This is a genomic window from Aeromicrobium sp. P2_G6 (genome assembly GCF_056403535.1).
This window is the reverse complement of sequence record NZ_JBFUFH010000002.1, coordinates 549,510-571,179: the sequence shown is the minus strand read 5'-3', so window position 1 is coordinate 571,179 and position 21,670 is coordinate 549,510. Positions and strand designations below refer to the sequence as shown.

The window sequence follows — 21,670 nt, the reverse complement described above, 5'->3', positions numbered from 1 at the left end:
TCAGGAGGCCCCCGGTCGCATGACCGCGTCCTTCTGCGCCGACTTCCACTCCCGGAAGCCCTCCTCGGTCGTGCCGCGCCGCCAGTAGGCCGAAACCGAGACATCCGCGCGGGCCACGCCGCGGTCGTTGAGGACGTACGGACGCACGCTCTTGAGCAGCGCCGACTCACCGTGGATGAACGCCTGCGCGCGGCCCGGGAGCCAGTCCCACGCGCGCAGGGCGTCGTCGAGCAGCGTCGTGGTGCCGGCGGCCGCCTCACCGCGGTGGAGCCAGTGCATCTCGAGCTCCGCGACGGTGGCGATCGCGATCTCGTCGGCCGCTCCCCCGACCTCGACGAATGCCACCGCGCGAGCGCCCGCCGGCAGCGCCTCGAGGCCGGCGGAGATCGCGGGCAGACCCGCCTCGTCGCCGACGAACAGGTGCCAGTCGGCAGTGGGATCGGGCGCGTACGCCCCGCTGGGCCCGCGCAGGTGCAGGACGTCACCGGGCTGGGCACGGGCAGCCCACGGGCCGGCGATGCCCTCGTCGCCGTGCACCACGAAGTCGATCGCGAGCTCCTGCGCCTCGGAGTCGAGCCAGCGGATCGTGTACGTCCGCAGCACCGGCCAGGCCTCCGGGGGCATGGTCTCGCGCACCGCCGACAGATCGAGCGGTCGCTGGTAGTCGAAGCCATCGGCCAGGAAGGCGAGCTTGACGTACTCGTCCGTGAACGAGGCGCCGTCGAGCGCGCCGGAGTTGAGCCTGGTGTGCCGGTCGAAGAACTCGGCGAACCCGTCGCCACCGAACACGACACGCCGCATCGAGGGGGCCACGAACTCGGTCCGGATCACGGTCAGTTCAGCGGGATGGGTCTTGCTCACCTGTGTAGCCTACTGGCGTGACCCACGGCATCGACATGACGCAGTTCGACCCCTCCATCCGCGTTCAAGACGACCTGTTCCGGCACGTCAACGGCCCTTGGCTGCGCACGGCCGAGATCAAGCCCGACCGGGCGACCGCAGGCTCGTTCGTGACGCTCGTCGACGAGGCCGAGGCCAAGGTCCGCGAGATCATCGAGACCGCCAGCAAGGCGCCACACGACGACGAACAGCGCAAGATCGGCGACCTCTACGCGAGCTTCATGGACGAGGATCGCATCGAGGAGCTCGGAGCGACGCCGCTCGAGGACGAGCTGGCCCAGGTCGATGCCATCACCGACCTGACCGGGTTCATCACGACGCTCGGCACGCTGGACCGCCAGGGTGTCGGCAGCGTGTTCGGCATGTACATCGGCCCCGACGCCGGCCAGCCGGACCGTTACGTGACCCACCTGGGCCAGGGCGGCATCGGCCTGCCCGACGAGGCGTACTACCGCGAGGAGGGCTCGGCCGCGATCCGCGAGGCGTACGTCGGCCACCTGACGACGATGCTCGACCTCGCCGGGCTCGACGACACCGCCGGCCGCGCCCAGCGGATCATGGACCTCGAGACCCGCCTCGCGAAGTTCCACTGGGACCGCGTCGAGTCCCGCGACGCCCAGAAGACCTACAACCTGCTCGCCCTCGACGGCCTGCGGGCACTGGCTCCGTCGTTCGACTGGACGAGCTGGTCCGATGCCGCCAAGATCCCAGCACCCGTGATCGCCGAGGTCGTGGTCGCGCAGCCGTCCTACCTCGAGGGACTCGAGACGCTGCTCGTCCCGGCCGAGCTCGACGCCTGGAAGGACTGGCTGCGCTGGCAGGTCATCCACAGCGCCTCGCCCTACCTGTCGTCGGCATTCGTCAACGCCAACTTCGAGTTCTACGGCAAGACCCTCAGCGGCACCGACGAGCTGCGGCCCCGCTGGAAGCGCGGCGTCGGCTTCGTCGAGGGCGCGATGGGTGAAGCGGTCGGCAAGATCTACGTACGCACCGAGTTCCCGCCGACGTCCAAGGAGCGGATGACCGAACTGATCGACAACCTCCTCGAGGCGTACCGGCAGAGCATCTCAGCGCTTCCGTGGATGAGCGATGAGACCAAGAAGCGCGCACACGAGAAGCTCGACACGTTCAACCCCAAGATCGGGCACCCCGACGAGTTCAAGGACTACTCGGCGCTCGAGACCGCTCCGGACGACCTGCTGGGCAACGCCCGGCGGGCGATCGCGGTGGCGACTGACCGTGAGCTCGCCAAGATCGGCTCCCCGATCGACCGCAATGAGTGGTACATGACGCCGCAGACCGTCAACGCCTACTACAACCCGACGATGAACGAGATCGTCTTCCCGGCCGCGATCCTGCAGCCTCCGTTCTTCCACGCCGACGCCGACGACGCTGTCAACTACGGCGCGATCGGCGCTGTCATCGGGCACGAGATCGGCCACGGCTTCGACGACCAGGGCTCCCAGTACGACGGCACCGGCGCGCTGAGGAACTGGTGGACCGATGAGGACCGCGAGTCCTTCGAGAAGCTCACCTCTGCCCTGATCGCCCAGTACGACGCGCTGACGCCCGAGGGCGCCGACGGTCGTACGGTCAACGGATCCCTCACGATCGGCGAGAATATCGGTGACCTCGGCGGTCTCGGCATCGCCCACCAGGCGTTCCGGCTGACCGATCCCGACGACACCGAGATCGACGGGCTGACGCCCGACCAGCGCTTCTTCATCTCATGGGCGCAGGCCTGGCAGTCGAAGGTACGCCCGGCCGAGACCGTGCGCCGCCTGACGGTCGACCCGCACTCGCCGCCGGAGTTCCGCTGCAACCAGACCGTGCGCAACATCGGCGCGTTCTACGAGGCGTTCGGCGTCACTGCCGATGACAAGCTCTGGCTCGACGAAGCCGACCGCGTCACCATCTGGTGACCCGCGGACCTCGATCAGCGACCAAAAAGGTGGTCGAGTGATCCCGAGGAACGAGGGATCGTATCGAGACCACGTCGGCTAGATTGCTCGGGTGACCGAGACCTCCCCTGACCCCGCTCAGCGCAGGATCGTCTCCGTCCTGTCGCTCGTCCAGGTGGTCGGCGGCGTCGGCAACGGTGCGGGTCTCGCGGTCGGCGCCCTGCTGGTCAAGGACGTCAGCGGCTCGTCCGGCTGGGCGGGCATGGCCGTGGTGATGCTGACCCTCGGCGCAGCCGCGTTCACGATGCCGCTCTCGTCGATCGCTGCACGTACGGGTCGACGGCCCGCGTTGACCCTCGGCTGGTTGTTCGGCGCCACGGGCGCGTGCGTCGTCATCCTCGGTGCCGAGGTCGAGTCGTTGCCGATCCTGCTCGCCGGCCTCCTGCTGTTCGGGTCGAGCACTGCCGCGAACCTGCAGTCGCGATTCGCGGCCGTCGACCGGGCTGCACCGGGCCAGGTCGGTCTGGCCCTCTCACTCGTCGTCTGGTCGACCACCATCGGCGCCGTCATCGGCCCGAACCTGACCGGTCCGGGAGCGTCGGTCGCGGACACCGTCGGACTGCCGGATCTCGCCGGCCCGATGCTGTTCTCTGCCAGCGGCTTCGCGCTTGCGGGCCTTCTGACGGTCGTGTTCCTGCGCCCCGACCCCTTGGTGCACGTCGTCGGCGCCAAGCCGGCCGCACGCGGCATCCGCGCCGCGCTCCCGCACATCCGGGGCCGCACTGCGACCGCGATCCTGGCGATCGCCTCGTCGCACGCCGTCATGGTGGCGGTCATGGCTCTGACGCCCGTTCACATGAAGGATCACGGCTCGAGCCTCAACATCATCGGTCTCACGATCAGCCTGCACATCGCGGGCATGTTTTCGTTGTCGCCGCTGATGGGGCTGCTGAGCGACCGTTGGGGTGCCGACCGCACGATCCTGCTGGGACAGTCCATCCTGCTGCTGGCGGTCTTCATCGCGGGGACGTCCGGGCACTCCGAAGTGCAGATCACCGTCGGCCTGACGGTCCTGGGCATCGGATGGTCGGCCTCTGTGATCGCAGGCGCCGCGATGCTCACGCAGACGCTCGCCACCGCCGACCGCCCCGTGGTGCAGGGCTTCTCCGACCTCTCGATGAACCTGGCGGGCGCACTGGGCGGCCTGCTGGCGGGCATCGTGGTCGCGCTCAGTGGATTCGGCACGCTCAATGCCGCCGCGGCCGTGCTGACCCTGCCCGTGATCGCCCTGGTGCTGGCCGGCCGCCGGGTCGCCGCGTCGGTGGCCTAGTCAGCGCTGCGCGAGACGAGACTGGGTTCCTTCGCCCGGCCGGGAAGCTCCTCGACGGCTGGGCCCCTCGCCGCCCGTAATCGATCGGACAGCGGCCGAAGCCTGACGCGGATCCAGGCGTCGAGGGCGACATACGTTGCCGTGCTGACCCAGACGGCATCGAAGGCGATCATCGCCAGGGAGAACCACGGCAGCGCCATCATGACGGCGATCGACAGGTGGAACAGGATCACCAAGGAGATCGCGATGCGTCTCGTGATCACGTTCAGCAACAGCACCGGGAAGTACAGCTGGGTGAACACCACCACGTATGTCGCCAGGCCGACCATCACGCCGTAGTGCGTCATGGCATCGGTGAGGAACGGGAACGGCTTGAACTCCTGCAGCTGCAGCGGGTAGTACAACGCCGTGCCGTGCTGCCACAGCGATCCCTGGGTCTTGAACATGCCGGCGGAGATGTAGATGAGCACCAGCTGGAACATCAACGCCGCCAGGAACACGTTGTGCACGCCATTCGTGAACCACCGAGGGAGGACCTGGTGGCTCCGCCACAGGTTCTTCGCCACCGCGACGACGCTGCTGATGCCGCTGCCGCGGGTCACCGGCACCGCGGCGGTCCGACTCCTGCGCCGCGCGTCGAGGCTCCAGTGCTCGTTGGTGTGCATGAACATCAGCAGCAGCAAGCCGATGCGCAGGATGTTGTCGCCCTGATCCCCCACGACAGGATTGTGCTCGACGATCGAGACCTCGGTGATCAGCATCAGCGGGCCGACGAGGCGCGTGTGCCAGCCGAGCGTCCAGAGGATCGCGAAAGCGATGGCGGCCAGGTAGTACGCCAGGAACGCCGTCGTGCCGAGGTGGTCGACCAGGTCGGGCGGCCAGTACGCGGAGCGGTTCTGCAGCGGTTCAGCCCAGACCGAGCCAGGCCCCCACACCATGTCGCGCACGCGAAAGTTGGTGATCAGGATCCCGGCGATCGTGCAGCCCGACAGGATGCGGGCGAGCGCGACCCCGTGGAGGGCGCGCTTGTCGGTCAGCAGCCACGACTCGGTCGCGCGGTACCAGTCGCGGAGCAGATCCAAGCTGCGCGAGACGATGGTCGGCTGCGGCATCGGCTACCCACCACCGTTCGATGCCGGTGTGGGCGCATTGCGGACGTACGCGTCGAATGCGCCCCGCGCTTCCGCGTCAATGGCAGGAGCCTCCCGGAGGCCGATGTGGCGGTAGGAGAACGGCACGTCCAGGAAGTCGACCTCGTTGCGCTTGCTGTAGTTGGGCACCATCCGGTGACCCACCATGAACTCGACGGCTGTCACTCCCCTGCCCCATCGAGCGGTGGCGTACATCGTCCCGAACCGGACCAGCGTCTCCTCAGTCACGAGATAGTCGTCGATCGCGCGCAGGCCCTTGTAGCCGGTCGTGTTGGCCTCGACCAGCCGCTTCCTCATCCGTTCGCGGGTCGCAGGAAACTCCTGCTGGACGTAGCCCTCCTGCTCGTGGTTGAAGCTGGCCATCGTCTCGTTGACGTCGCCTCCGAGCCGACGCGTCACCGCGTGAACGCGCGACGGGTTGACCAGGTAGAGGATGCGCGCGTCCTCGTCGGCGGTGATGTCGTACCACTCCGTGACCCGGCCCGTTGAGCCGTCGTCGCCGCCGATCACGGCCCTCACCTTGACGTTCTCGCCGCCCCGTCGCGGCACGGGAGCGAAGATCGACCAGGACTGCTCGAACGGCACGACTGGGTTCTCGATGTACGTGTGCAGGTTCTCCCGGCCGACGACATCGCTGATGGGGTTCGACGGCATGATCCACAGCATGACGAGCAGGGAGTGCACGGCGACCAGCACGCCGACCACCCAGATCACCGCACGGCGTGACGCTGGCGGTAGCGGCGTCGCATGCAGCGAGGGGTTCATGACCTGCGCTCAGCGCCTGAGCAGCGTGAAGCGTACCCAGTCGGTCACGGGGTAGACGACGCGATCGCGTACGGCATCCAGCACATCCAAGACATCGTAGCCCCGCAGTGACAGCCAGTCCACGAGCGGCGACAGCAGGTCGCGCACCCGCTCGTCGACCGTCACGAAGGCCGCTGAGGACGCGAACAGGCACGTCACCCCGATCATCGCCAAGGAGGTCCACGGCGTTGCGAAGACCACGGCGAAGAACACGTTCGCCACGATCGCGACGACGATGATGATGCGCCTCGAGACCGGATTGAGCAGCAACGGGGCGAAGAAGAGCTGGGTCACGAGCACCAGGTAGGTGGCGAGGGCAAGCAGCACCGAGCTCTGGCTCACCAGGTCCGACAGCCACGGGAACTGGCGGTATTCGGGCAGCTGGAGCGTGTAGTACAACGCCGTGCCGTGCTGCCAGTCCTCGTCCGACGCCTTGTTGAGGCCGGCCGTCAGGTAGACCAAGACCGTCTGGGCGGCGAGGCCCACGAGCCCGATGTTGTGCAGGCTCGTCCACAACCATCGCGGGATGGCGTCGTCAGCGCGTCGAGCACGGGAGCCGGACTCTTCGCGGCGTCGCCGTCGGCGCTCATCCAGGGCCCAGTGCTCGGACGTACGCATGAGGAGGAGCCACAGCAGGGTCACCCGGACCAGGTTGTCCCCCTGGCTGCTCACGACCGGGTTCTGCCCGACGATGGCGATGAACCCGATGAAGGTGACCACGTTGGCCAGCTTGGTGTGCCAGCCCACGACGAACGCCACCGCCGCCAGCAGGGTCACGCTGTAGATCAACGTCACGACGTCCGAGCTGACGTTGCGCAACAGGGCGATCTCGGGGAATGTGCTGACCGCGCGCGCGGGGTCCGCCCACACGCTCGCTGGACCGGCCCACATCCCACGCGTCGAGAAGTTGGTCAGCAGGAGCCCGACAACCGACAGGCCGACGCCGATGCGGCAGGCGGCCGCCGCCCAGGCACCGTGCAGGTCGCTGAACAGCCAATCCTCCAGCCTCTGCTGACGTCTGGCTATCGACGACGGCATGGACTGTCCCACCCGGAGGTTCTGCACGTTCTCACTTCTTCACGTAGGAGTCGAAGATGACCTGCGAGTCGTACGACGCGCGGAATGCCTTGCGAAAGCCGAACGGGAACCACAGGTAGTCCACGTCCTTCAGGACCGTCGACCCGCGGTCAGCGTAGTCCGGGACAGTCCTGCGTCCGACGAGGTACTGCACTTCGAGGATTGTGTCCTCGCCCCACTTCGCCTGCGCATACATCGACGCGAACTGGGTCGCCATCTGGTCGTACGACAGGTACATCTGCACTGCGGCCACATTCGGAGCGGCTTTGAGGAGTCGTTGCTGGAGCTTCTCGATCGGCGTCGTGATGTAGTTCGCCTGTACGAGCTTGCGCTGCGCAGGCTCGAGGCCATACATCGCCGCATTGAGGTTGGTGGCGAGTCGGCGAGCAATCAGGTGAACGCGCGCCTGGTCCACATCGTGACGCACAGCCCCGTTGTCGACCTTGGTCAGGTCGAGCCATGGTGTCACCCGCATCTTCTTGCCACCTGAAGTGACATTGGCGCGGATGCGGAAGGATTCATCGACGTGCTGGGCCCGGGGATCGAGGCCGTCCCAGGACTGCTGGAAGTATGGATCGACATAGGACCCGAGCGCCGAGCTGCCGATCGAATCGCGCGCTGGGTTGGCCGGCGAGAGCCACAACGCCAGGACCACGGTGTGGAGCGCCACCAACGCGACGATGCCCACCATCAATTGCCTCTGCCAGGGTCGCGGCGGCATGTCGTCGCTGCGAGCTGTCGGCATGGTTCCCATCCTAGGTGTCGTCGCCGCCGGGCTGCGCAGGCTGGACGCACGACTGCCGGTGACCAGAGGCCACCGGCAGTCGTGTCGAGCTACGTGATCAGCTCTGCAGTGAGCGGCGCTTCTCGTTGACGAGGATCGCACCACCGAAGAGCACGAACGCGAGTCCGAGGATCCACAGCGGAGCCAGGTTCGGGGCTCCCGTGTCAGGCAGCGTCCGGTTCACGTCAGCATCCGCATCCGCAGCAGCGTCAGCGTCAGCAGCCGAGTCCGCATCGGCAGCGCTGTCGCTGTCCGAATCGGTCACGGTGTCGGCCTGCGCGTCTGCGTCTGCGTTGGCGTCTGCGTCAGCAGCCGAGTCCGAGTCGGAAGCACTGTCGCTGTCCGAATCGTTGGCCGCGTCAGCAGCCGAGTCGGCGTCCTGCTGCGCATCCGCGTCGGTGTCCGCCGCAGGGCCGGCGTTGGGGCCACAGGTGACGTGTCCCAGGTCGAGCACGTTGTCGGTGAGCAGCGACAGGTGCAGTGCCGTCACCTCGATCGTGCCAGTGGTCGGCGAGACCGGCGTCTGGACGTTGACCGTGCCCGAGACGAGCGGCTCGATTGCGTTGCCGATCGGCGTGAGCAGCGGCTCCTCCAGCGCATCGAGCAGGACGTCGACGACCGACTGCTTGATCGTCGGGAAGATGATGGCAAGCGCGTCGAGCGAGCCGCCCAGGCTGGTCTTCAACGTACCCTCGAGGCCGTCGAGGATGTCGTCGACAATCTGCTGCGCGGCTTCGTCCGAGCCCACGATCAGGTTGGAGTTGGGCGTCGTGCTGACGTTGATCGGCACATTGACCTTCGCCTGGCCGGTTCCGATGGTCAGCTTGAGCGGTGCGACCGTGCTGCTACCGGTCGCGCTCGTCGCAGTGGCATCGCACGTCGCCGAGACGGCGCCGAGCTCGAGCTTGATCGGCAGTGCGCCGTCGACCGAGCCCAGGGCCTCCTGGAGAGCGTCGTCGATCGGGTCGAGGACGAGGCCCAGCTGCTGAAGGCTCACACCCAGAGTGCCGACGAGGGAGTCGAGGACGTCGCTCGTGTTGATGGCGGCCATGCCGTCGATGATCTTGGTGAGGTCGAGCGAAGGGCCGAGGGGGTTGATGTCGACCGGCGCGACGGTGGCGACAGCGTGCGAGGTGCCGTTCGCGTTGGCCGTGGCAGTCTGCGAGTAGGCATCGATGCCAGGCGTGTCGAGCCCGGTGCCACACGTACCGCTGGGGGTGCCGGTCGGGTACTCGGCAGCGCACTCGCCGCCATCGAGGAGCGGGTCGAACAGGGCGCCGGTGCCCTTGACCGAGGCAGCGGTCGCCTGGGAGACGGGGTCGTCTGCACCGTTGGCTGAGAATGAAAGACCGGCCGTGACGATCAACGTCACCAGGCCAACCGCCAGGGAGTTCTTGGCGAGTTTGTTCTTCATCGAGGATGACTCCTTGATTGCTTGAATGAGGGGCCCCCGTAGTCCCGGATACCCGCACTGACATGACGCAGCGGACAGGCTGCCGCGTCAGTTTAACCACATTCTCAGGTTGCTTTCGCCGCCCGAGACACACCTTCTCAACCCCAATTCGGGATGAAGGTTACGGGCCGAAAAGGTTACGGCCTAAGTGTGTGATCTCCGCCACATTTGGACCCGTTTTTCCGCGTAACTCCACGATTTGTCGCTCACCAGGATCATGTCGACCGCGATCATGACGAGCGAAAAATAAAGGATGCCCATGAAGAATCCGATGCCCAGATGCATGCCCGTGATGGCGACAAGCGCCAGGAACCGCGTCGGCCTGTAGATCAGCAGGACAGGGAAGAACATCTGCACCGCGATGGCCGAGAAGGTCGCGCCGTTGATCACCAGGCTGTTGGCGTACAACGGATGAAGCAGGTCGTGCCACGGGGAGTACGCCTCGGTCTGGAGTGGGTAGTAGACCGCGGTCCCGTCCTTCCACACGGTGCTCTGCAGCTTCCAGAAGGCTGATGCGACGTAGACCATCACGACCTGGTGGATGATCAGGATCATCGCGAGGTTGTGGAGGGTCGTGGAGAACCAGTCGGGCATGAGCGGACGTACGGCTCCACGCCACTCTCGCAGGCGCGCATCGACCGACCACTTCTGACCGGCTTCCGTGAAGCAGAGGTAGAGCATGACCATCCGAAGGACGGCGTCGCCGCCCGATCCCACAAACGGGTTGGCGACGTAGAGCGACATCCAGAGAAACAGCGTCATGATCATCATCGGCCGCGTGTACAGCCCCACCATCAGCAAGATCCCGAACAGGATCGTGACGAGGTAGGCCAGGTCGAACCAGATGCCGCCGATCTCCCTGAACAGGCCGAGGAAGGCCGGCCATTCCTTGGAGTCGCGCACGAGGCCGGTCCATCGCGCACCGTCACCCCACGTGTAGTGCCGGTCGGGCCAATTGACCAGCAGCTGGGTGGCGACGATGAAGCCGAGGATCATCCGGGTGACGGCGAGGCCGTACAAGGAGTGCTTCGCGCCGGTCAGCCACTCCTGTGCGCGGGCGATCACCGGTGCCGCCGGTAGAAGTCCGCGACGACCTGGCGCTCGGCTTCGCCACCGGGGCTCGGTGTCCGCCATCCGCGCACCAGCTTGGTGGCCGCAGGTCGGGCCGCCTCACGCTGATCCTTCGACAGGTGCCGCGAGGAGTAGGGAACGACATCTTGTCGCTGGAGCGCATAGCGAACGGCAACCAAGCGACGGCCCGGATATCGGGCCTGCAGCACATCCGTTGCCAGCTGCACTGTCGAACGGTCGTAGCGCAGGTAGGTGATGACGGTGCCGGGGTTGTCACGGAGCGCAAGGAGCTGCCGCTGGAGTTCAGCCCAGCTCGGTGGCGCATCCTCGCCGGTGGCCTGAGACGTTGCCTGCTGTTGATCGGTGAGCCGGCGCTCGGTCGTGCCGAGGGAACCGAACATCTTGTTGGTGATGTAGCCGGCACGGCCGCCGACCAGCCGGTGGCGCACCAGGTCGAGCTCCACATCGGTCCAGTCCAGCCAAGGCGTCACCTGCACCTGGCCGTCAGCGTCCTTGTAGGACCCCTGGAACAGGATCTCGCGGTCCTCAGCGACCGGATTGGGCGCGAACAGCCGCCAGTTCTGGGTGAAGTACGGGTCAAGGTAGGAGACCTGGGGGCGCACCGCATCGGAGTAACGGTTGGGCGGCAGAGCGGCCAGCGTCACGGCTGTGAGCTGGAACAGCGTCACCAGACAAGCCGCCGCGATGAACACGGTCCGAAGACTCAGCCTGGGCACGGGGAACACCGTACCAATGGCCCATGTGGTTCCTGGGCATCAAACAGAATGACCCGGCGCTTGAGACTGAGAACGACGACGGACCCGGAGCAAAGAGCGCTCCGGGTCCGTCGTCGTTTTGTGGAGCATAGGAGACTCCGTCGCGCGCGCTCGGACCTGAGCTTGACCCTCGTACTCATCGGCCACGGGAGACGGTGCGCACGCTCCTCCCCGAATCGCCAGACATACAGAACGACGTCGGACCCGGAGCAAAGAGCGCTCCGGGTCCGTCGTCGTTTTGTGGAGCATAGGAGATTCGAACTCCTGACCTCTTCCATGCCATGGAAGCGCGCTACCAACTGCGCCAATGCCCCGCTGCAGCCCGTGTGTTGGGCCTCGCCAATGTTAGCCGTTGACCCCGCGCAGACCCAAACCGGGTCACTCGTCGTCGGAGAGAACCGGCTCTGGCAGCGTCCCGGCGTTCCACTCCGTGAGCCGCCACTTGGACCAGTCCTTGTGGCTGGCCTCCTCGAGCACCGACCACGAGCAGTTGCCGAGCCCCCCGAACGTGGCCCAGTGCGGCTCCGGGATGTCGAGGAATGCACACGCTCCCGTACGCAGGACGGCGCCGTGCGCCACGACGACCATGACTCCTTCGGGCGGCAGGTCCTCGAGCAGATCGTGCAGAGCAGCGGCGAACCGGTCCCCCGCCTGCCGATGCGTCTCACTGCCGGGGATCTGGGTCTCGTCGCCCTCGGCCCACGCCTTCATGCCGTCGGGAAACTTCGTCCACGCCTCGCGCCACGTGAGTCCTTCGCGCTCGCCGAAGTTGAGTTCGCGCAGGCGGGGGTCGAGCTCGACCTCGGCGCCGGTCAGGTCACCCAACGCCTGCGCCGTGTCGGCGGCGCGGACGAGATCGGAGCTGACGATGCGATGGGGCCTCAGGGCGGCCAACCGGGACGCGGCGGCCTTGGCCTGCGCGACCCCAACGTCGTCAAGCGGGATGTCGCTCTGGCCCTGGACCCGACCCTCGACGTTCCATTGGGTACGCCCGTGGCGCCAGAGGACGACCTGACGGGTCGTCATGTCAGCGGTACGACCGGGCAGTCGCTCCAGAGCCGCTCCAGCGCGTAGAACACGCGCTCGTCCTGGTGCTGAACGTGCACCACGATGTCGGCGAAGTCGAGCAGGACCCAACGACCCTCGCGCTCACCCTCACGACGTACGGCCTTGGCGCCGAGCTCGATCATGCGTTCCTCGATCGCGTCCTGCACGGCCCTCACCTGACGCGGGCTCGACGCCGAGCACAGCAGGAAGATGTCGGTGATGGCCAGCAGCTCGGAGACGTCGAACGCGATGATGTCCTGCGCGAGCTTGTCCTCGGCTGCGGCTGCGGCGGCCCGGGTGAGCTCGACGGCACGTTCTGTGGCTGTCATGGTGCCTTCCGGTAGAGCTCGTGCTTGCCGATGTACTGGACTACGCCGTCGGGCACGAGGTACCAGACCGGCTCACCGCTCTCGACGCGATGACGGCAGTCGGTCGACGAGATGGTCAGGGCCGGGATCTCCACCAAGGTGATGCGGTCCTTGGGGAGCCCCTCGAGCGACACGTCGGTCAGCTCGTGGCCGGGGCGCGTGCAACCGACGAAGTGCGCCAGCTTGAAGAGCTCTTCGTGGTCCTGCCAGGTCAACAGCGCGGCCATGGCGTCGGCGCCGGTGATGAAGTAGAGATCGGCGTCAGGATGCAACGCCGTGAGCTCGCGCAACGTGTCGATCGTGTAGGTCGGGCCGCTGCGGTCGATGTCGACGCGGCTGACCTCGAACCGGGGGTTGGCGGCGGTCGCGATGACCGTCATGAGGTAGCGGTGCTCGGCCGGCGACACGTCGCGGTCGGCCTTCTGCCACGGCTCGCCGGTCGGCACGAAGATGACCTCGTCGAGGTCGAACCACGACTGGACCTCACTCGCGGCCACGAGGTGACCATGATGGATCGGGTCGAACGTTCCGCCCATGATGCCGACGCGGCGGCGCTCATTCCCCTCGCGGCGGGTCATGCCATTCAGGAGTGCTCGCGACCCTTGCCGAAGGACAGCAGCGCCAGCACCAGGACAATCAGGATCGCCAGGGCGATGCCGCCCACCGCGTAGGGGTCGATGCCGATGTCACGCAGGGGCTCTTCGGCCGTCACGAGGTTCGAGAACATGGCGCCAATCTATCGCACGTGTCCGTCACCGGTAACGACGTAGGTGGTCGTCGTCATCTCGGTCAGGCCCATGGGGCCACGGGCATGCAGCTTCTGCGTCGAGATGCCGATCTCGGCTCCGAACCCGAACTCGCCGCCGTCGGTGAACCGGGTCGAGGCGTTGACCATGACGGCCGCGGAGTCGACCCCGGCCGTGAAGCGCGTCGAGGCCGACAGGGACGAGGTGACGATGGCCTCAGTGTGACCCGACGAGTACGTACGGATGTGCTCGATCGCGTCGTCGATCGAGTCGACGACGCGGGCGGAGATGTCGAGCGAGAGGTACTCAGCGGCGTAGTCCTCGTCGGTCGCCGGCACGATGTCGCCCTGGACAGCACAGAACGCCTCGTCGCCGTGGATCGTCACGCCCGACTCCTGCAACGCTGCGACGACTCGAGGCAGGAACACGTCGGCGACGGCCTTGTGCACCAGGAGCGACTCTGCGGCGTTGCACACGCTGGTGCGGTGGGTCTTGGAGTTGAGGACGATCTCGAGCGCCATGTCGAGGTCGGCGTCGGCGTCGACGTACACATGGCAGTTGCCGACCCCGGTCTCGATGACGGGGACGGTCGATTCCTCGACCACCGCACGGATTAGTCCGGCCCCGCCGCGAGGGATGACCAGGTCGACCAGGCCACGGGCCTGCATCAGATGCGTTGCCGAGGAACGGTCATCCGCAGGGATGATCTGGATCGCGTCGGCCGGAAGGCCCGACGTGACGAGTGCATTGCGCATGATCTCGATGATCGCGGCGTTGGAGCGGGCGGCTGACGCCGAGCCGCGCAGGAGCACTGCGCTGCCGGCCTTGAGGCAGATCCCGGCGGCATCGGCCGTGACATTGGGACGGCCCTCGTAGATCATGCCGATGACGCCCATCGGCACGCGGATCTGCTGCATGCGCAGGCCGTTGGCCAGGGTGGCACCGCGCACGACCTCGCCGACCGGGTCCGGCAGCGCCGCGATGTCGCGGAGCCCATCAGCGAACGCGGCAACCCGCGCCGGATCGAGGCGCAGCCGGTCGATCACGTTCTCCCCCGTGCCGGCGGCGCGGGCCGTCTCGACGTCGAGGTCGTTGGCCTCGACGATCGCGGAGGTGCCCGCGACGAGCGCATCGGCCATGGCGTGCAGAGCTGCGTCCTTGCCCGCCCGCGGTGTCATCGCGAGGGTTGCGGCGGCGATGCGGGCTCGGCGTGCTGCGGTGTGGACCTGCTCCTTCATGCGGCAATCCTAGGAGTCATCGTCAGATCACCATCATGTCGTCGCGGTGGACGACCTCGCGCTCGTACTCAGCCCCGAGCTCAGCGGCGAGCTCGCGCGTCGATCGACCCAGCAGCGAGGGCAGCTCGGCACTGTCGTAGTTGACGATGCCGCGGGCGATCACGACGTCGTCCGGACCGATCAGGTCGATCGGGTCGCCGGCCACGAACGTCCCGGTGACACCCGTGATGCCGGCTGGGAGGAGCGATGCGTTGCGCGCCGTCAGTGCGCGCACGGCACCCTCGTCGAGGTGCACGCCGCCCTTGGTGTTGCTGGCGTGCGCGAGCCAGAGCAGCCTGGTCGGGCGGCGGCGGCCGGTGGGATGGAACCGTGTGCCGACCGCTTGGCCCTCGAGCGCGGCTGCGGCCTGGGGGGCGGACGTCAGGACGACCGGGATCCCCGCTCCGGTCGCGATGCGGGCCGCCTCGATCTTGGTGACCATGCCACCCGTGCCGATCGCCGACGCGCTCGGGCGGACGATGTCGAGCTCAGCGATGTCAGCCTCACCGTGCACGTGCTCGACGATGCGCGCGCCTTCACGCCCGGGATCGCCGTCGTAGAGGCCGTCGACGTCCGACAGCAGGACGAGCAGGTCCGCATGGACGAGGTGTGACACGAGCGCAGCGAGCCGGTCGTTGTCGCCGAACCGGATCTCGCTCGTCGCCACGGTGTCGTTCTCGTTGACGATCGGGATGACGCCGAGCTCGAGGAGGCGGGCRAACGTCTGGTAGGCATTGCGATAGTGGCTGCGCCGCGTGACGTCATCCGCCGTCAGCAGCACCTGGCCGACGACGAGCTCGTGGCGGGCGAACCGCTGGGCGTACCGCGCGATCAGCGCGCCCTGACCGACGCTCGCAGCAGCCTGCTGGGTGGCGAGGTCGCGCGGACGGCGCGCCAGTGAGAGCGGAGCCAGCCCGGCCGCGATCGCGCCCGAGCTCACGAGGACGATCTCGTCGCCGCGTGCCCGGCCGGCGGCCAGGGCATCGACCAGCGAGTCGACACGTTGCCCGTCGAGGCCGCCCTCAGCTGAGCTGAGCGACGATGAGCCGACCTTGACGACGATTCGGCTCATCAGCGCGGGTCCTCGTCGCTGAGCTCACCGTCCGCAGCTTCATCGGCCAGGTCGGGATCGTCCTCGGGGAAGCTCCAGTCGGCACCGCGACCCTCTTCGCGGGCTTCCCGCTTCTCCGCCTCGTACGCGCGTCGAGCGGCAAGCTCTTCGCGGCGCTGGACGTTGGTGCGGCGATCGGACTGGTCGATGCGCAGGTCCTCGCCACGACGCCCGAGCACCTCGGCGCCGGCGGGGATCTGTGGATCGAAGTCGAACATGACGGCGTCGTTCTCGTCGCCGATGATGACGTCGTCTCCGGCCCTGGCGCCGAGCTTGAGGAGCTCGTCCTCGACACCCAGGCGGTTGAGCCGGTCGGCGAGGAAGCCGACGGCCTCGTCGTTGCTGAAGTCGGTCTGGCGTACCCAGCGCTTGGGCTTGTCGCCGCGAACGACCCACTGGCCGTCGCGCTGCGTGATCGTGAACTCCCGGCCCACGCCGGCCTCGGCCTTGGGCCGCAGCACGATGCGGGTGACCTCAGCAACCGGTGTCGCCGCGCGGCGCGACGCCACGATCTCGGCCATCGCGAACGACAGCTCGCGCAGGCCGGCGTGGCTCGCCGCGGAGACGTCGAAGACCTCGAGACCGCGCGCCTCGAGGTCGGCGCGGACGAATCCCGCGATCTCCTTCGCATCGGGCACGTCGGTCTTGTTGAGTGCCACCAGGCGGGGACGGTCGCTCAGGTCGCTCCCGGTCGCCTCTGCGTACTTCGTGAGCTCGCGCTCGATGACCTCGAGGTCGGACAGCGGGTCGCGGCCCGGGTCGACGGTCGCGCAGTCGATGACGTGCACGAGGGCAGCGCATCGCTCGACGTGGCGCAGGAAGTCATGGCCCAGCCCACGGCCTTCGCTGGCACCCTCGATGAGCCCGGGCACATCGGCGACCGTGAACGTCGTCGAACCCGCCGTGACGACGCCCAGGTTGGGCACGAGGGTCGTGAAGGGGTAGTCGGCGATCTTGGGCCGGGCGCGCGACAGCGAAGCGATCAGGCTGGACTTGCCCGCGCTCGGGAAGCCGATCAGCCCGATGTCGGCCACGACCTTGAGCTCGAGGGTGAACGTCAGCTCATCGCCGGGCTCGCCCTTGAGTGCGAAGCCGGGAGCCTTGCGCTTGGACGAGGCGAGCGCCGCGTTGCCGAGTCCCCCACGGCCTCCCGCTGCGATGACGAGCTCGGTGCCGGGACCCACGAGGTCGGCCAGCAGCTCGCCCTGCTCATTGCGGACGACGGTGCCGTCAGGCACGCGCAGCACGAGGTCCTCGCCGTTGCTGCCGCTGCGGTTGCTGCCCGCTCCGGGAGCACCGTTGGTGGCCTTGCGGTGCGGCTCGTGGTGGTAGTCGACGAGCGTCGTCACATCGGCGCCGACGCGCAGGATGACATCGCCACCGTGCCCGCCGTTGCCGCCGTCGGGCCCGCCCAACGGCTTGAACTTCTCGCGGTGGACCGAGGCCACACCGTCACCGCCGGAACCGGCCGTGACATGGAGCGTGACCTTGTCGACGAAGCTGGGGACAGCCACCGGCCGCTCCTTTCGTGTGGGCCCTACGGGCCAGAAATGGAAAGAAGGGGCAGCCCGCAGCTGCGGACCGCCCCTTCTGGAAAAAGAGTGTTCGCTGTGTTATTCCGCCGGGACGCCGGGGACGATGTTGACGACCTTGCGTCCACGACGACGGCCGAACTCGACCGCACCTGCGGAGAGTGCGAAGAGCGTGTCGTCGCCGCCACGGCCGACGTTGGTGCCGGGGTGGAAGTGCGTGCCACGCTGGCGGACGATGATCTCGCCGGCGTTGACGAGCTGACCGCCGAAGCGCTTGACGCCGAGGCGCTGTGAGTTGGAATCGCGGCCGTTCTTGGTGGAGGCTGCGCCCTTTTTGTGTGCCATGTGCTCAGTCCCCTACTTCTTGATCCCGGTGATCTTCACCTGGGTGTACTTCTGACGGTGACCCTGACGCTTCTTGTAGCCGGTCTTGTTCTTGTACTTCTGGATCACGATCTTGGGACCCTTGGAGAGGCCCAGGACCTCGGCGGTCACCGTGATCTTCGCGAGCGAGTCCGCGTCGGCCGTGACGGTGTCGCCGTCAACGAACAGCACCGCGGGAAGGGACAGCGTCTCGCCCTCGGCCTGTGCGACCTTGTCGATCTGGATGACGTCGCCGACGGTTACCTTCTGCTGGTTGCCGCCACTGCGGACGATTGCGTACACCACGGGATTCCTCACTCGTTTCAACTCTTGGGGCACGACCGCTCGGGGAGCGGGACGCGCGAGAACGGCACGCAGAGCGCACCGAAGGACTAGTTTACGGAGCCTGACCCTCGCTGGTCAAAACGGGGTTGTCCCCGCCCTGTCCAGAAGGCTCAGAAGTCGTGCTTTCGGGCGTTGCCGACGCCGGCTGAACCGACGGCGGCGGGCCGGCAGGCTTGGACGCCGAACCCCGCTTGCGCGGGGTCTTCTTGACCGGCGCGGCAGCCTCGATGTCGGGCGTACGCTCGACCGTCGTGGCGTCGCTCGGCTTGCTGTCGGCGGTGCTGCTCTCGCCGTTGCTGCTCTCGGCCGGTTTGCTGTGGCCGTTCTTGCTCTCGCCGTGGTTGCTGTGGCCGTTCTTGCTCTCGGCGTCCTTGGCGTCGGACGACGACTCGGCTGCCGCGTCATTCTTGGCCGGCTCGTTCTTGGCCGACTCGTTGCCACCCTTGGCGTTGCCGCCCTGGTTGCCGCCACGGCCACCGCCACCGCCGCCGCGGCCTCCACGGCCACCGCGACGCTGCTCGTCCTTCTTGGGCTCGACGGGGGCGTCCTGGATCATGACGCCACGACCGTGGCAATGCTCGCACTCGTGGCTGAACGACTCGAGCAGCCCGGTGCCGATGCGCTTGCGGGTCATCTGGACCAGGCCCAGCGACGTGACCTCAGCAACCTGGTGGCGGGTGCGGTCGCGACCGAGGCACTCGACCAGCCGTCGCAGGACGAGGTCGCGGTTGCTCTCGAGCACCATGTCGATGAAGTCGACGACGATGATGCCGCCGATGTCACGCAGCCGGAGCTGGCGCACGACCTCCTCGGCGGCCTCGAGGTTGTTCTTGGTCACGGTCTCCTCGAGGTTTCCCCCCGAGCCGGTGTACTTGCCGGTGTTGACGTCGACGACCGTCATGGCCTCGGTGCGGTCGATGACGAGCGAGCCACCCGACGGCAGGAACACCTTGCGGTCGAGCGCCTTGTGGATCTGCTCGTCCAGCCGGTAGGACGTAAAGGCGTCCTGGCCGTCCGGGCTCTCCCAGCGCTTGACGCGCTCGGCGAGGTCGGGTGCCACGTGGTCGATGTAGCCCTTGATCATGTCCCAGGCGTCGTCACCCTCGACGACGAGATTCTGGAAGTCCTCGTTGAACAGGTCACGGACGACCTTGATCATCAGGTCAGGCTCGGAGTAGAGCAGGTCGGGCGACTTGCCGGCCTCGACCTTGCGCTGGATGTCCTCCCAGCGGGCCGTGAGGGCTGTGACGTCCCGGGTCAGCTGCTCCTCGGTCGCTCCCTCGGCGGCGGTGCGCACGATGACGCCCGTGTCGTCCGGGAGAACCTCCTTGAGCAGCGTCTTGAGACGAGCGCGTTCGTTCTCGGGCAGCTTGCGCGAGATGCCGCTGGTCTGGCCGCCGGGGACCAGGACCAGGAAACGTCCGGGCAGGCTGACCTGGCTCGTCAGGCGAGCGCCCTTCTGGCCGATCGGATCCTTCGTGACCTGCACGAGGATCGTCTGACCGGGCTTGAGGGCGTCCTCGATCTTGCGCTGCTTGCCGTTGCCGAGCGTCGTCCAGTCGACCTCGCCGGCATAGAGCACCGCATTGCGGCCGGCTCCGATGTCGACGAACGCGGCCTCCATGCTCGGCAGGACGTTCTGGACCTTGCCGAGATAGACGTTGCCGATGATCGAGACCTGCGACTCGCGGGCGACGTAGTGCTCCACGAGCACGTTGTCCTCGATCACCGCGATCTGCGTGTAGTCGTCGCGCTGGCGGACGACCATCTCGCGCTTGACGGATTCGCGGCGGGCCAGGAACTCGGCCTCGGACACGATCGGTGCGCGGCGGCGTCCGGCCTCGCGGCCCTCGCGGCGGCGCTGCTTCTTGGCCTCGAGGCGCGTCGAGCCGGCGACGCCGGTGATCTCGTCCTCGGCGGTGCGCCCGTTGCGGACGCGTACGACCGTGTTCTCGGGATCGTCAGGCGAGGCGTCAGCACCTTCGCCCGCGCGGGCCCGGCGGCGGCGGCGACGGGTGCCGCCGTTGCCGTCATCCTCGGTGTCGTCGTCGCCCTCGCTGTCAGCGTCGCTGGCGGCCTCGTCTCCCTCGTTGTCACCCTTGCGGCGACGGCGGCCTCCGCGGCTGCGGCGGCGGCGCTTGGGAGCGTCGGGATCGTCGTCGTCCTCGTCGTCCGAGTCGTTGTCGGAATCGGCCTGGACGGGCTTGGGGCGAGCCGGGGCGAGGCCGGGTTCGGGTGCCTTGAACATCGCCGCCGTGGCGGAGACGGGCGCCGCACCGTCGACCGCGTCAGCGTCGTCCTTGGTGTCAGTGGGAGCGGCAGCCTTCTTGGCGGGCCTCTTGGTCGCCTTCTTGGCGGGCGCCTCTGCCGTGTCCCCGGCAGTCGGCTCGTCCTTGACCGGAGCTGCCTTCCTGGCCACGGCCTTCTTGGCCGGCGGCTCGTTGAGGGCCTCGTCGTCCCGGGGCGTCTCGACCTTGGCCTTGGGAGGCGCGACGGGTGCGGAGAAGCTGACTGCGGCAGGCGGTCCGGCGGGGCGGCCGGCGGCCCGGCGTCGTGCGGGCGGTGCTTCGGTGGTGGATTCAGCGGGTGTTTCGTTGTCGTCGAGCATGTGCTCTCCTTCGCCCGAGTCCGATCGAGATCGAACTGGGCACGTCTGCGGCCCGACAAGCGGGCCTTAAGCCTTCGGTCAACCCCTGCGCCACGCGCCGGGGTGTTGACGGCGAACCTGGTCTGTCACATCAGCTCCCACATTCGCCGCCGCGGTCGGCACCCGGTCAGGATGCGTCGCGGTCGAAGGCAAATGGATCGCCCACCGTGCCGGTCTCTGTGTCCAGAGGGCCCTGGGCCAAGCGAGTCGCGATGGGCGTCTGCTCGAGCTCGAGGCCGCCGCTGGATCGGAGTCCGGCGAGAACGTCGTCCGGTCGTATCGACGGTGTGTCGTGTCGTACAACCACAGCCAGTATCGCACATGGGCCGGTACGGGTCTCGTCGGAACGCGCCGACAGGGCCAGCACGGCGTCGCGGCAGTCGAGCGTACGGAGGCCGCGCTTCATCATCCGTTCGATCAGGACCTCGTCCGTGGCAAGGAACGCGTCGACGGCCGATTGAGCGTGTTCAGGGCTCACTCCGGGCAGGGCGATCTCCCACGAGCTCGCCTGCAGACGGTCCGCCAGCGCGCCCGGCTTCGCGACGACGACGTCGACGATGTCGAGTCCGTCGGGTAGCGCTGAGTCGAGCGAAGCGCGTACCTCGTCGGCGTCGCACGTCCTCGTCATGCCGATCTCGAGGTACTCCGCCTCACTCGCCGCTCCGGTGGGCGACGCGTTGGCGTACGAGATCTTGGGATGTGGTGTGAACCCGGACGAGAAACCGATCGGTATGCCCGCCCGCCGCACAGCTCGCTCGAACGCGCGGGCGAAGTCGCGATGACTCGTGAATCGCAGGCGCCCGCGCTTGGCGTAGCGGATGCGCAGCTTCTGCACGATCGGCAGCTGCGGATTGGGGGCTTCGGGGTTGGGTGTCCCCTCGAGGGTCGTCACCAGACGAGGCTACCTGCGCGCGGCACCCGCGATCGACTCGTGTGCGGTTCGAGCAAGACATGGAGCGGCCCGCGGCATCGAGACTCTCTCGATGC

Annotated in this window: 21 protein-coding genes and 1 tRNA gene; 2 read left to right on the top strand and 20 right to left on the bottom strand. The window is 67.6% G+C overall.

From position 1 onward, the window contains the following. Nucleotides 1–861, bottom strand: a complete 861-nt coding sequence (locus AC1DVU_RS09315) for a siderophore-interacting protein (RefSeq protein ID WP_476922154.1) — start codon at nucleotides 859–861, stop codon at nucleotides 1–3. A gap of 35 nt (nucleotides 862–896) precedes the next feature. On the opposite strand from AC1DVU_RS09315, the gene AC1DVU_RS09310 reads away from it, so the two are divergent. Then, the gene (locus tag AC1DVU_RS09310; protein ID WP_476922469.1) at nucleotides 897–2,822 is read left to right on the top strand and encodes a M13 family metallopeptidase; all 1,926 of its coding nucleotides are present in this window, start codon (nucleotides 897–899) and stop codon (nucleotides 2,820–2,822) included. Nucleotides 2,823–2,913: 91 nt separating this feature from the next. After that, nucleotides 2,914–4,131, top strand: a complete 1,218-nt coding sequence (locus AC1DVU_RS09305; RefSeq protein ID WP_476922153.1) for an MFS transporter — start codon at nucleotides 2,914–2,916, stop codon at nucleotides 4,129–4,131. On the opposite strand, the gene AC1DVU_RS09300 is transcribed toward AC1DVU_RS09305, so the two are convergent. The 19 genes from AC1DVU_RS09300 to AC1DVU_RS09210 all read right to left on the bottom strand — a co-directional run bounded on the left by AC1DVU_RS09300 (nucleotide 4,128) and on the right by AC1DVU_RS09210 (nucleotide 21,575). Beyond that, complete coding sequence (locus AC1DVU_RS09300) at nucleotides 4,128–5,243, bottom strand: hypothetical protein (protein ID WP_476922152.1); 1,116 nt, start codon at nucleotides 5,241–5,243, stop codon at nucleotides 4,128–4,130. The genes AC1DVU_RS09305 and AC1DVU_RS09300 overlap by 4 nt on opposite strands. 3 nt (nucleotides 5,244–5,246) lie before the next feature. Continuing rightward, nucleotides 5,247–5,996: a DUF5819 family protein gene (locus AC1DVU_RS09295; protein WP_476922151.1), complete on the bottom strand. Its 750-nt coding sequence runs from the start codon at nucleotides 5,994–5,996 to the stop codon at nucleotides 5,247–5,249. 60 nt (nucleotides 5,997–6,056) lie between these two features. Continuing rightward, the gene (locus AC1DVU_RS09290) at nucleotides 6,057–7,151 is read right to left on the bottom strand and encodes an HTTM domain-containing protein (protein ID WP_476922150.1); all 1,095 of its coding nucleotides are present in this window, start codon (nucleotides 7,149–7,151) and stop codon (nucleotides 6,057–6,059) included. A 4-nt stretch (nucleotides 7,152–7,155) separates the two neighbouring features. Then, complete coding sequence (locus AC1DVU_RS09285) at nucleotides 7,156–7,908, bottom strand: DUF5819 family protein (RefSeq protein ID WP_476922149.1); 753 nt, start codon at nucleotides 7,906–7,908, stop codon at nucleotides 7,156–7,158. Nucleotides 7,909–8,005: 97 nt separating this feature from the next. Beyond that, on the bottom strand, nucleotides 8,006–9,361 hold the full coding sequence (locus AC1DVU_RS09280; RefSeq protein ID WP_476922148.1) for a hypothetical protein: 1,356 nt from the start codon (nucleotides 9,359–9,361) through the stop codon (nucleotides 8,006–8,008). Nucleotides 9,362–9,544: 183 nt separating this feature from the next. Beyond that, nucleotides 9,545–10,465, bottom strand: a complete 921-nt coding sequence (locus AC1DVU_RS09275) for an HTTM domain-containing protein (protein WP_476922147.1) — start codon at nucleotides 10,463–10,465, stop codon at nucleotides 9,545–9,547. Further along, a complete protein-coding gene (locus AC1DVU_RS09270; RefSeq protein WP_476922146.1) occupies nucleotides 10,462–11,208 on the bottom strand; it encodes a DUF5819 family protein in 747 nt (248 codons plus the stop codon). The genes AC1DVU_RS09275 and AC1DVU_RS09270 overlap by 4 nt, the downstream gene beginning before the upstream one ends. A gap of 280 nt (nucleotides 11,209–11,488) precedes the next feature. Next, nucleotides 11,489–11,561, bottom strand: a tRNA-Ala gene (locus tag AC1DVU_RS09265). Nucleotides 11,562–11,625: 64 nt separating this feature from the next. Continuing rightward, nucleotides 11,626–12,273, bottom strand: a complete 648-nt coding sequence (locus AC1DVU_RS09260; protein ID WP_476922145.1) for a histidine phosphatase family protein — start codon at nucleotides 12,271–12,273, stop codon at nucleotides 11,626–11,628. Beyond that, on the bottom strand, nucleotides 12,270–12,623 hold the full coding sequence (gene rsfS, locus AC1DVU_RS09255) for a ribosome silencing factor (protein ID WP_476922144.1): 354 nt from the start codon (nucleotides 12,621–12,623) through the stop codon (nucleotides 12,270–12,272). Before rsfS ends, AC1DVU_RS09260 begins: the two co-directional genes overlap by 4 nt. After that, nucleotides 12,620–13,240, bottom strand: a complete 621-nt coding sequence (gene nadD, locus AC1DVU_RS09250; RefSeq protein WP_476922143.1) for a nicotinate-nucleotide adenylyltransferase — start codon at nucleotides 13,238–13,240, stop codon at nucleotides 12,620–12,622. The genes rsfS and nadD overlap by 4 nt, the downstream gene beginning before the upstream one ends. Before the next feature lie 5 nt (nucleotides 13,241–13,245). Further along, nucleotides 13,246–13,389: a hypothetical protein gene (locus AC1DVU_RS09245; RefSeq protein WP_476922142.1), complete on the bottom strand. Its 144-nt coding sequence runs from the start codon at nucleotides 13,387–13,389 to the stop codon at nucleotides 13,246–13,248. Nucleotides 13,390–13,398: 9 nt separating this feature from the next. Further along, nucleotides 13,399–14,646 (bottom strand): glutamate-5-semialdehyde dehydrogenase, encoded by a 1,248-nt coding sequence (locus tag AC1DVU_RS09240; RefSeq protein WP_476922141.1) that lies wholly within the window; start codon nucleotides 14,644–14,646, stop codon nucleotides 13,399–13,401. Nucleotides 14,647–14,668: 22 nt separating this feature from the next. Beyond that, nucleotides 14,669–15,757, bottom strand: a complete 1,089-nt coding sequence (gene proB / locus AC1DVU_RS09235) for a glutamate 5-kinase (RefSeq protein ID WP_476922140.1) — start codon at nucleotides 15,755–15,757, stop codon at nucleotides 14,669–14,671. After that, nucleotides 15,757–17,310: a GTPase ObgE gene (gene obgE, locus AC1DVU_RS09230; RefSeq protein ID WP_476922139.1), complete on the bottom strand. Its 1,554-nt coding sequence runs from the start codon at nucleotides 17,308–17,310 to the stop codon at nucleotides 15,757–15,759. Before obgE ends, proB begins: the two co-directional genes overlap by 1 nt. 99 nt (nucleotides 17,311–17,409) lie before the next feature. Then, a complete protein-coding gene (gene rpmA / locus AC1DVU_RS09225; RefSeq protein WP_056404227.1) occupies nucleotides 17,410–17,673 on the bottom strand; it encodes a 50S ribosomal protein L27 in 264 nt (87 codons plus the stop codon). Nucleotides 17,674–17,685: 12 nt separating this feature from the next. Next, nucleotides 17,686–17,994: a 50S ribosomal protein L21 gene (gene rplU / locus AC1DVU_RS09220; protein WP_476922138.1), complete on the bottom strand. Its 309-nt coding sequence runs from the start codon at nucleotides 17,992–17,994 to the stop codon at nucleotides 17,686–17,688. 94 nt (nucleotides 17,995–18,088) lie between these two features. Next, complete coding sequence (locus AC1DVU_RS09215) at nucleotides 18,089–20,644, bottom strand: Rne/Rng family ribonuclease (protein ID WP_476922137.1); 2,556 nt, start codon at nucleotides 20,642–20,644, stop codon at nucleotides 18,089–18,091. A gap of 166 nt (nucleotides 20,645–20,810) precedes the next feature. Next, nucleotides 20,811–21,575 carry a TIGR03936 family radical SAM-associated protein gene (locus AC1DVU_RS09210; RefSeq protein WP_476922136.1) on the bottom strand — a complete coding sequence of 255 codons (765 nt, stop codon included), beginning with the start codon at nucleotides 21,573–21,575 and terminating at the stop codon, nucleotides 20,811–20,813. Nucleotides 21,576–21,670 lie beyond the last annotated feature (95 nt).

What these genes read in the sequence shown, in the direction of transcription:
- AC1DVU_RS09310 (WP_476922469.1), top strand. Translation starts at nt 897, where the DNA reads ATGACGCAGTTCGACCCCTCCATCCGCGTTCAAGACGACCTGTTCCGG.
- AC1DVU_RS09300 (WP_476922152.1), bottom strand. Translation starts at nt 5,243, where the DNA reads ATGCCGCAGCCGACCATCGTCTCGCGCAGCTTGGATCTGCTCCGCGAC.
- AC1DVU_RS09285 (WP_476922149.1), bottom strand. Translation starts at nt 7,908, where the DNA reads ATGCCGACAGCTCGCAGCGACGACATGCCGCCGCGACCCTGGCAGAGG.
- AC1DVU_RS09280 (WP_476922148.1), bottom strand. Translation starts at nt 9,361, where the DNA reads ATGAAGAACAAACTCGCCAAGAACTCCCTGGCGGTTGGCCTGGTGACG.
- AC1DVU_RS09260 (WP_476922145.1), bottom strand. Translation starts at nt 12,273, where the DNA reads ATGACGACCCGTCAGGTCGTCCTCTGGCGCCACGGGCGTACCCAATGG.
- rsfS (WP_476922144.1), bottom strand. Translation starts at nt 12,623, where the DNA reads ATGACAGCCACAGAACGTGCCGTCGAGCTCACCCGGGCCGCCGCAGCC.
- nadD (WP_476922143.1), bottom strand. Translation starts at nt 13,240, where the DNA reads ATGACCCGCCGCGAGGGGAATGAGCGCCGCCGCGTCGGCATCATGGGC.
- AC1DVU_RS09245 (WP_476922142.1), bottom strand. Translation starts at nt 13,389, where the DNA reads ATGTTCTCGAACCTCGTGACGGCCGAAGAGCCCCTGCGTGACATCGGC.
- AC1DVU_RS09240 (WP_476922141.1), bottom strand. Translation starts at nt 14,646, where the DNA reads ATGAAGGAGCAGGTCCACACCGCAGCACGCCGAGCCCGCATCGCCGCC.
- rpmA (WP_056404227.1), bottom strand. Translation starts at nt 17,673, where the DNA reads ATGGCACACAAAAAGGGCGCAGCCTCCACCAAGAACGGCCGCGATTCC.
- AC1DVU_RS09215 (WP_476922137.1), bottom strand. Translation starts at nt 20,644, where the DNA reads ATGCTCGACGACAACGAAACACCCGCTGAATCCACCACCGAAGCACCG.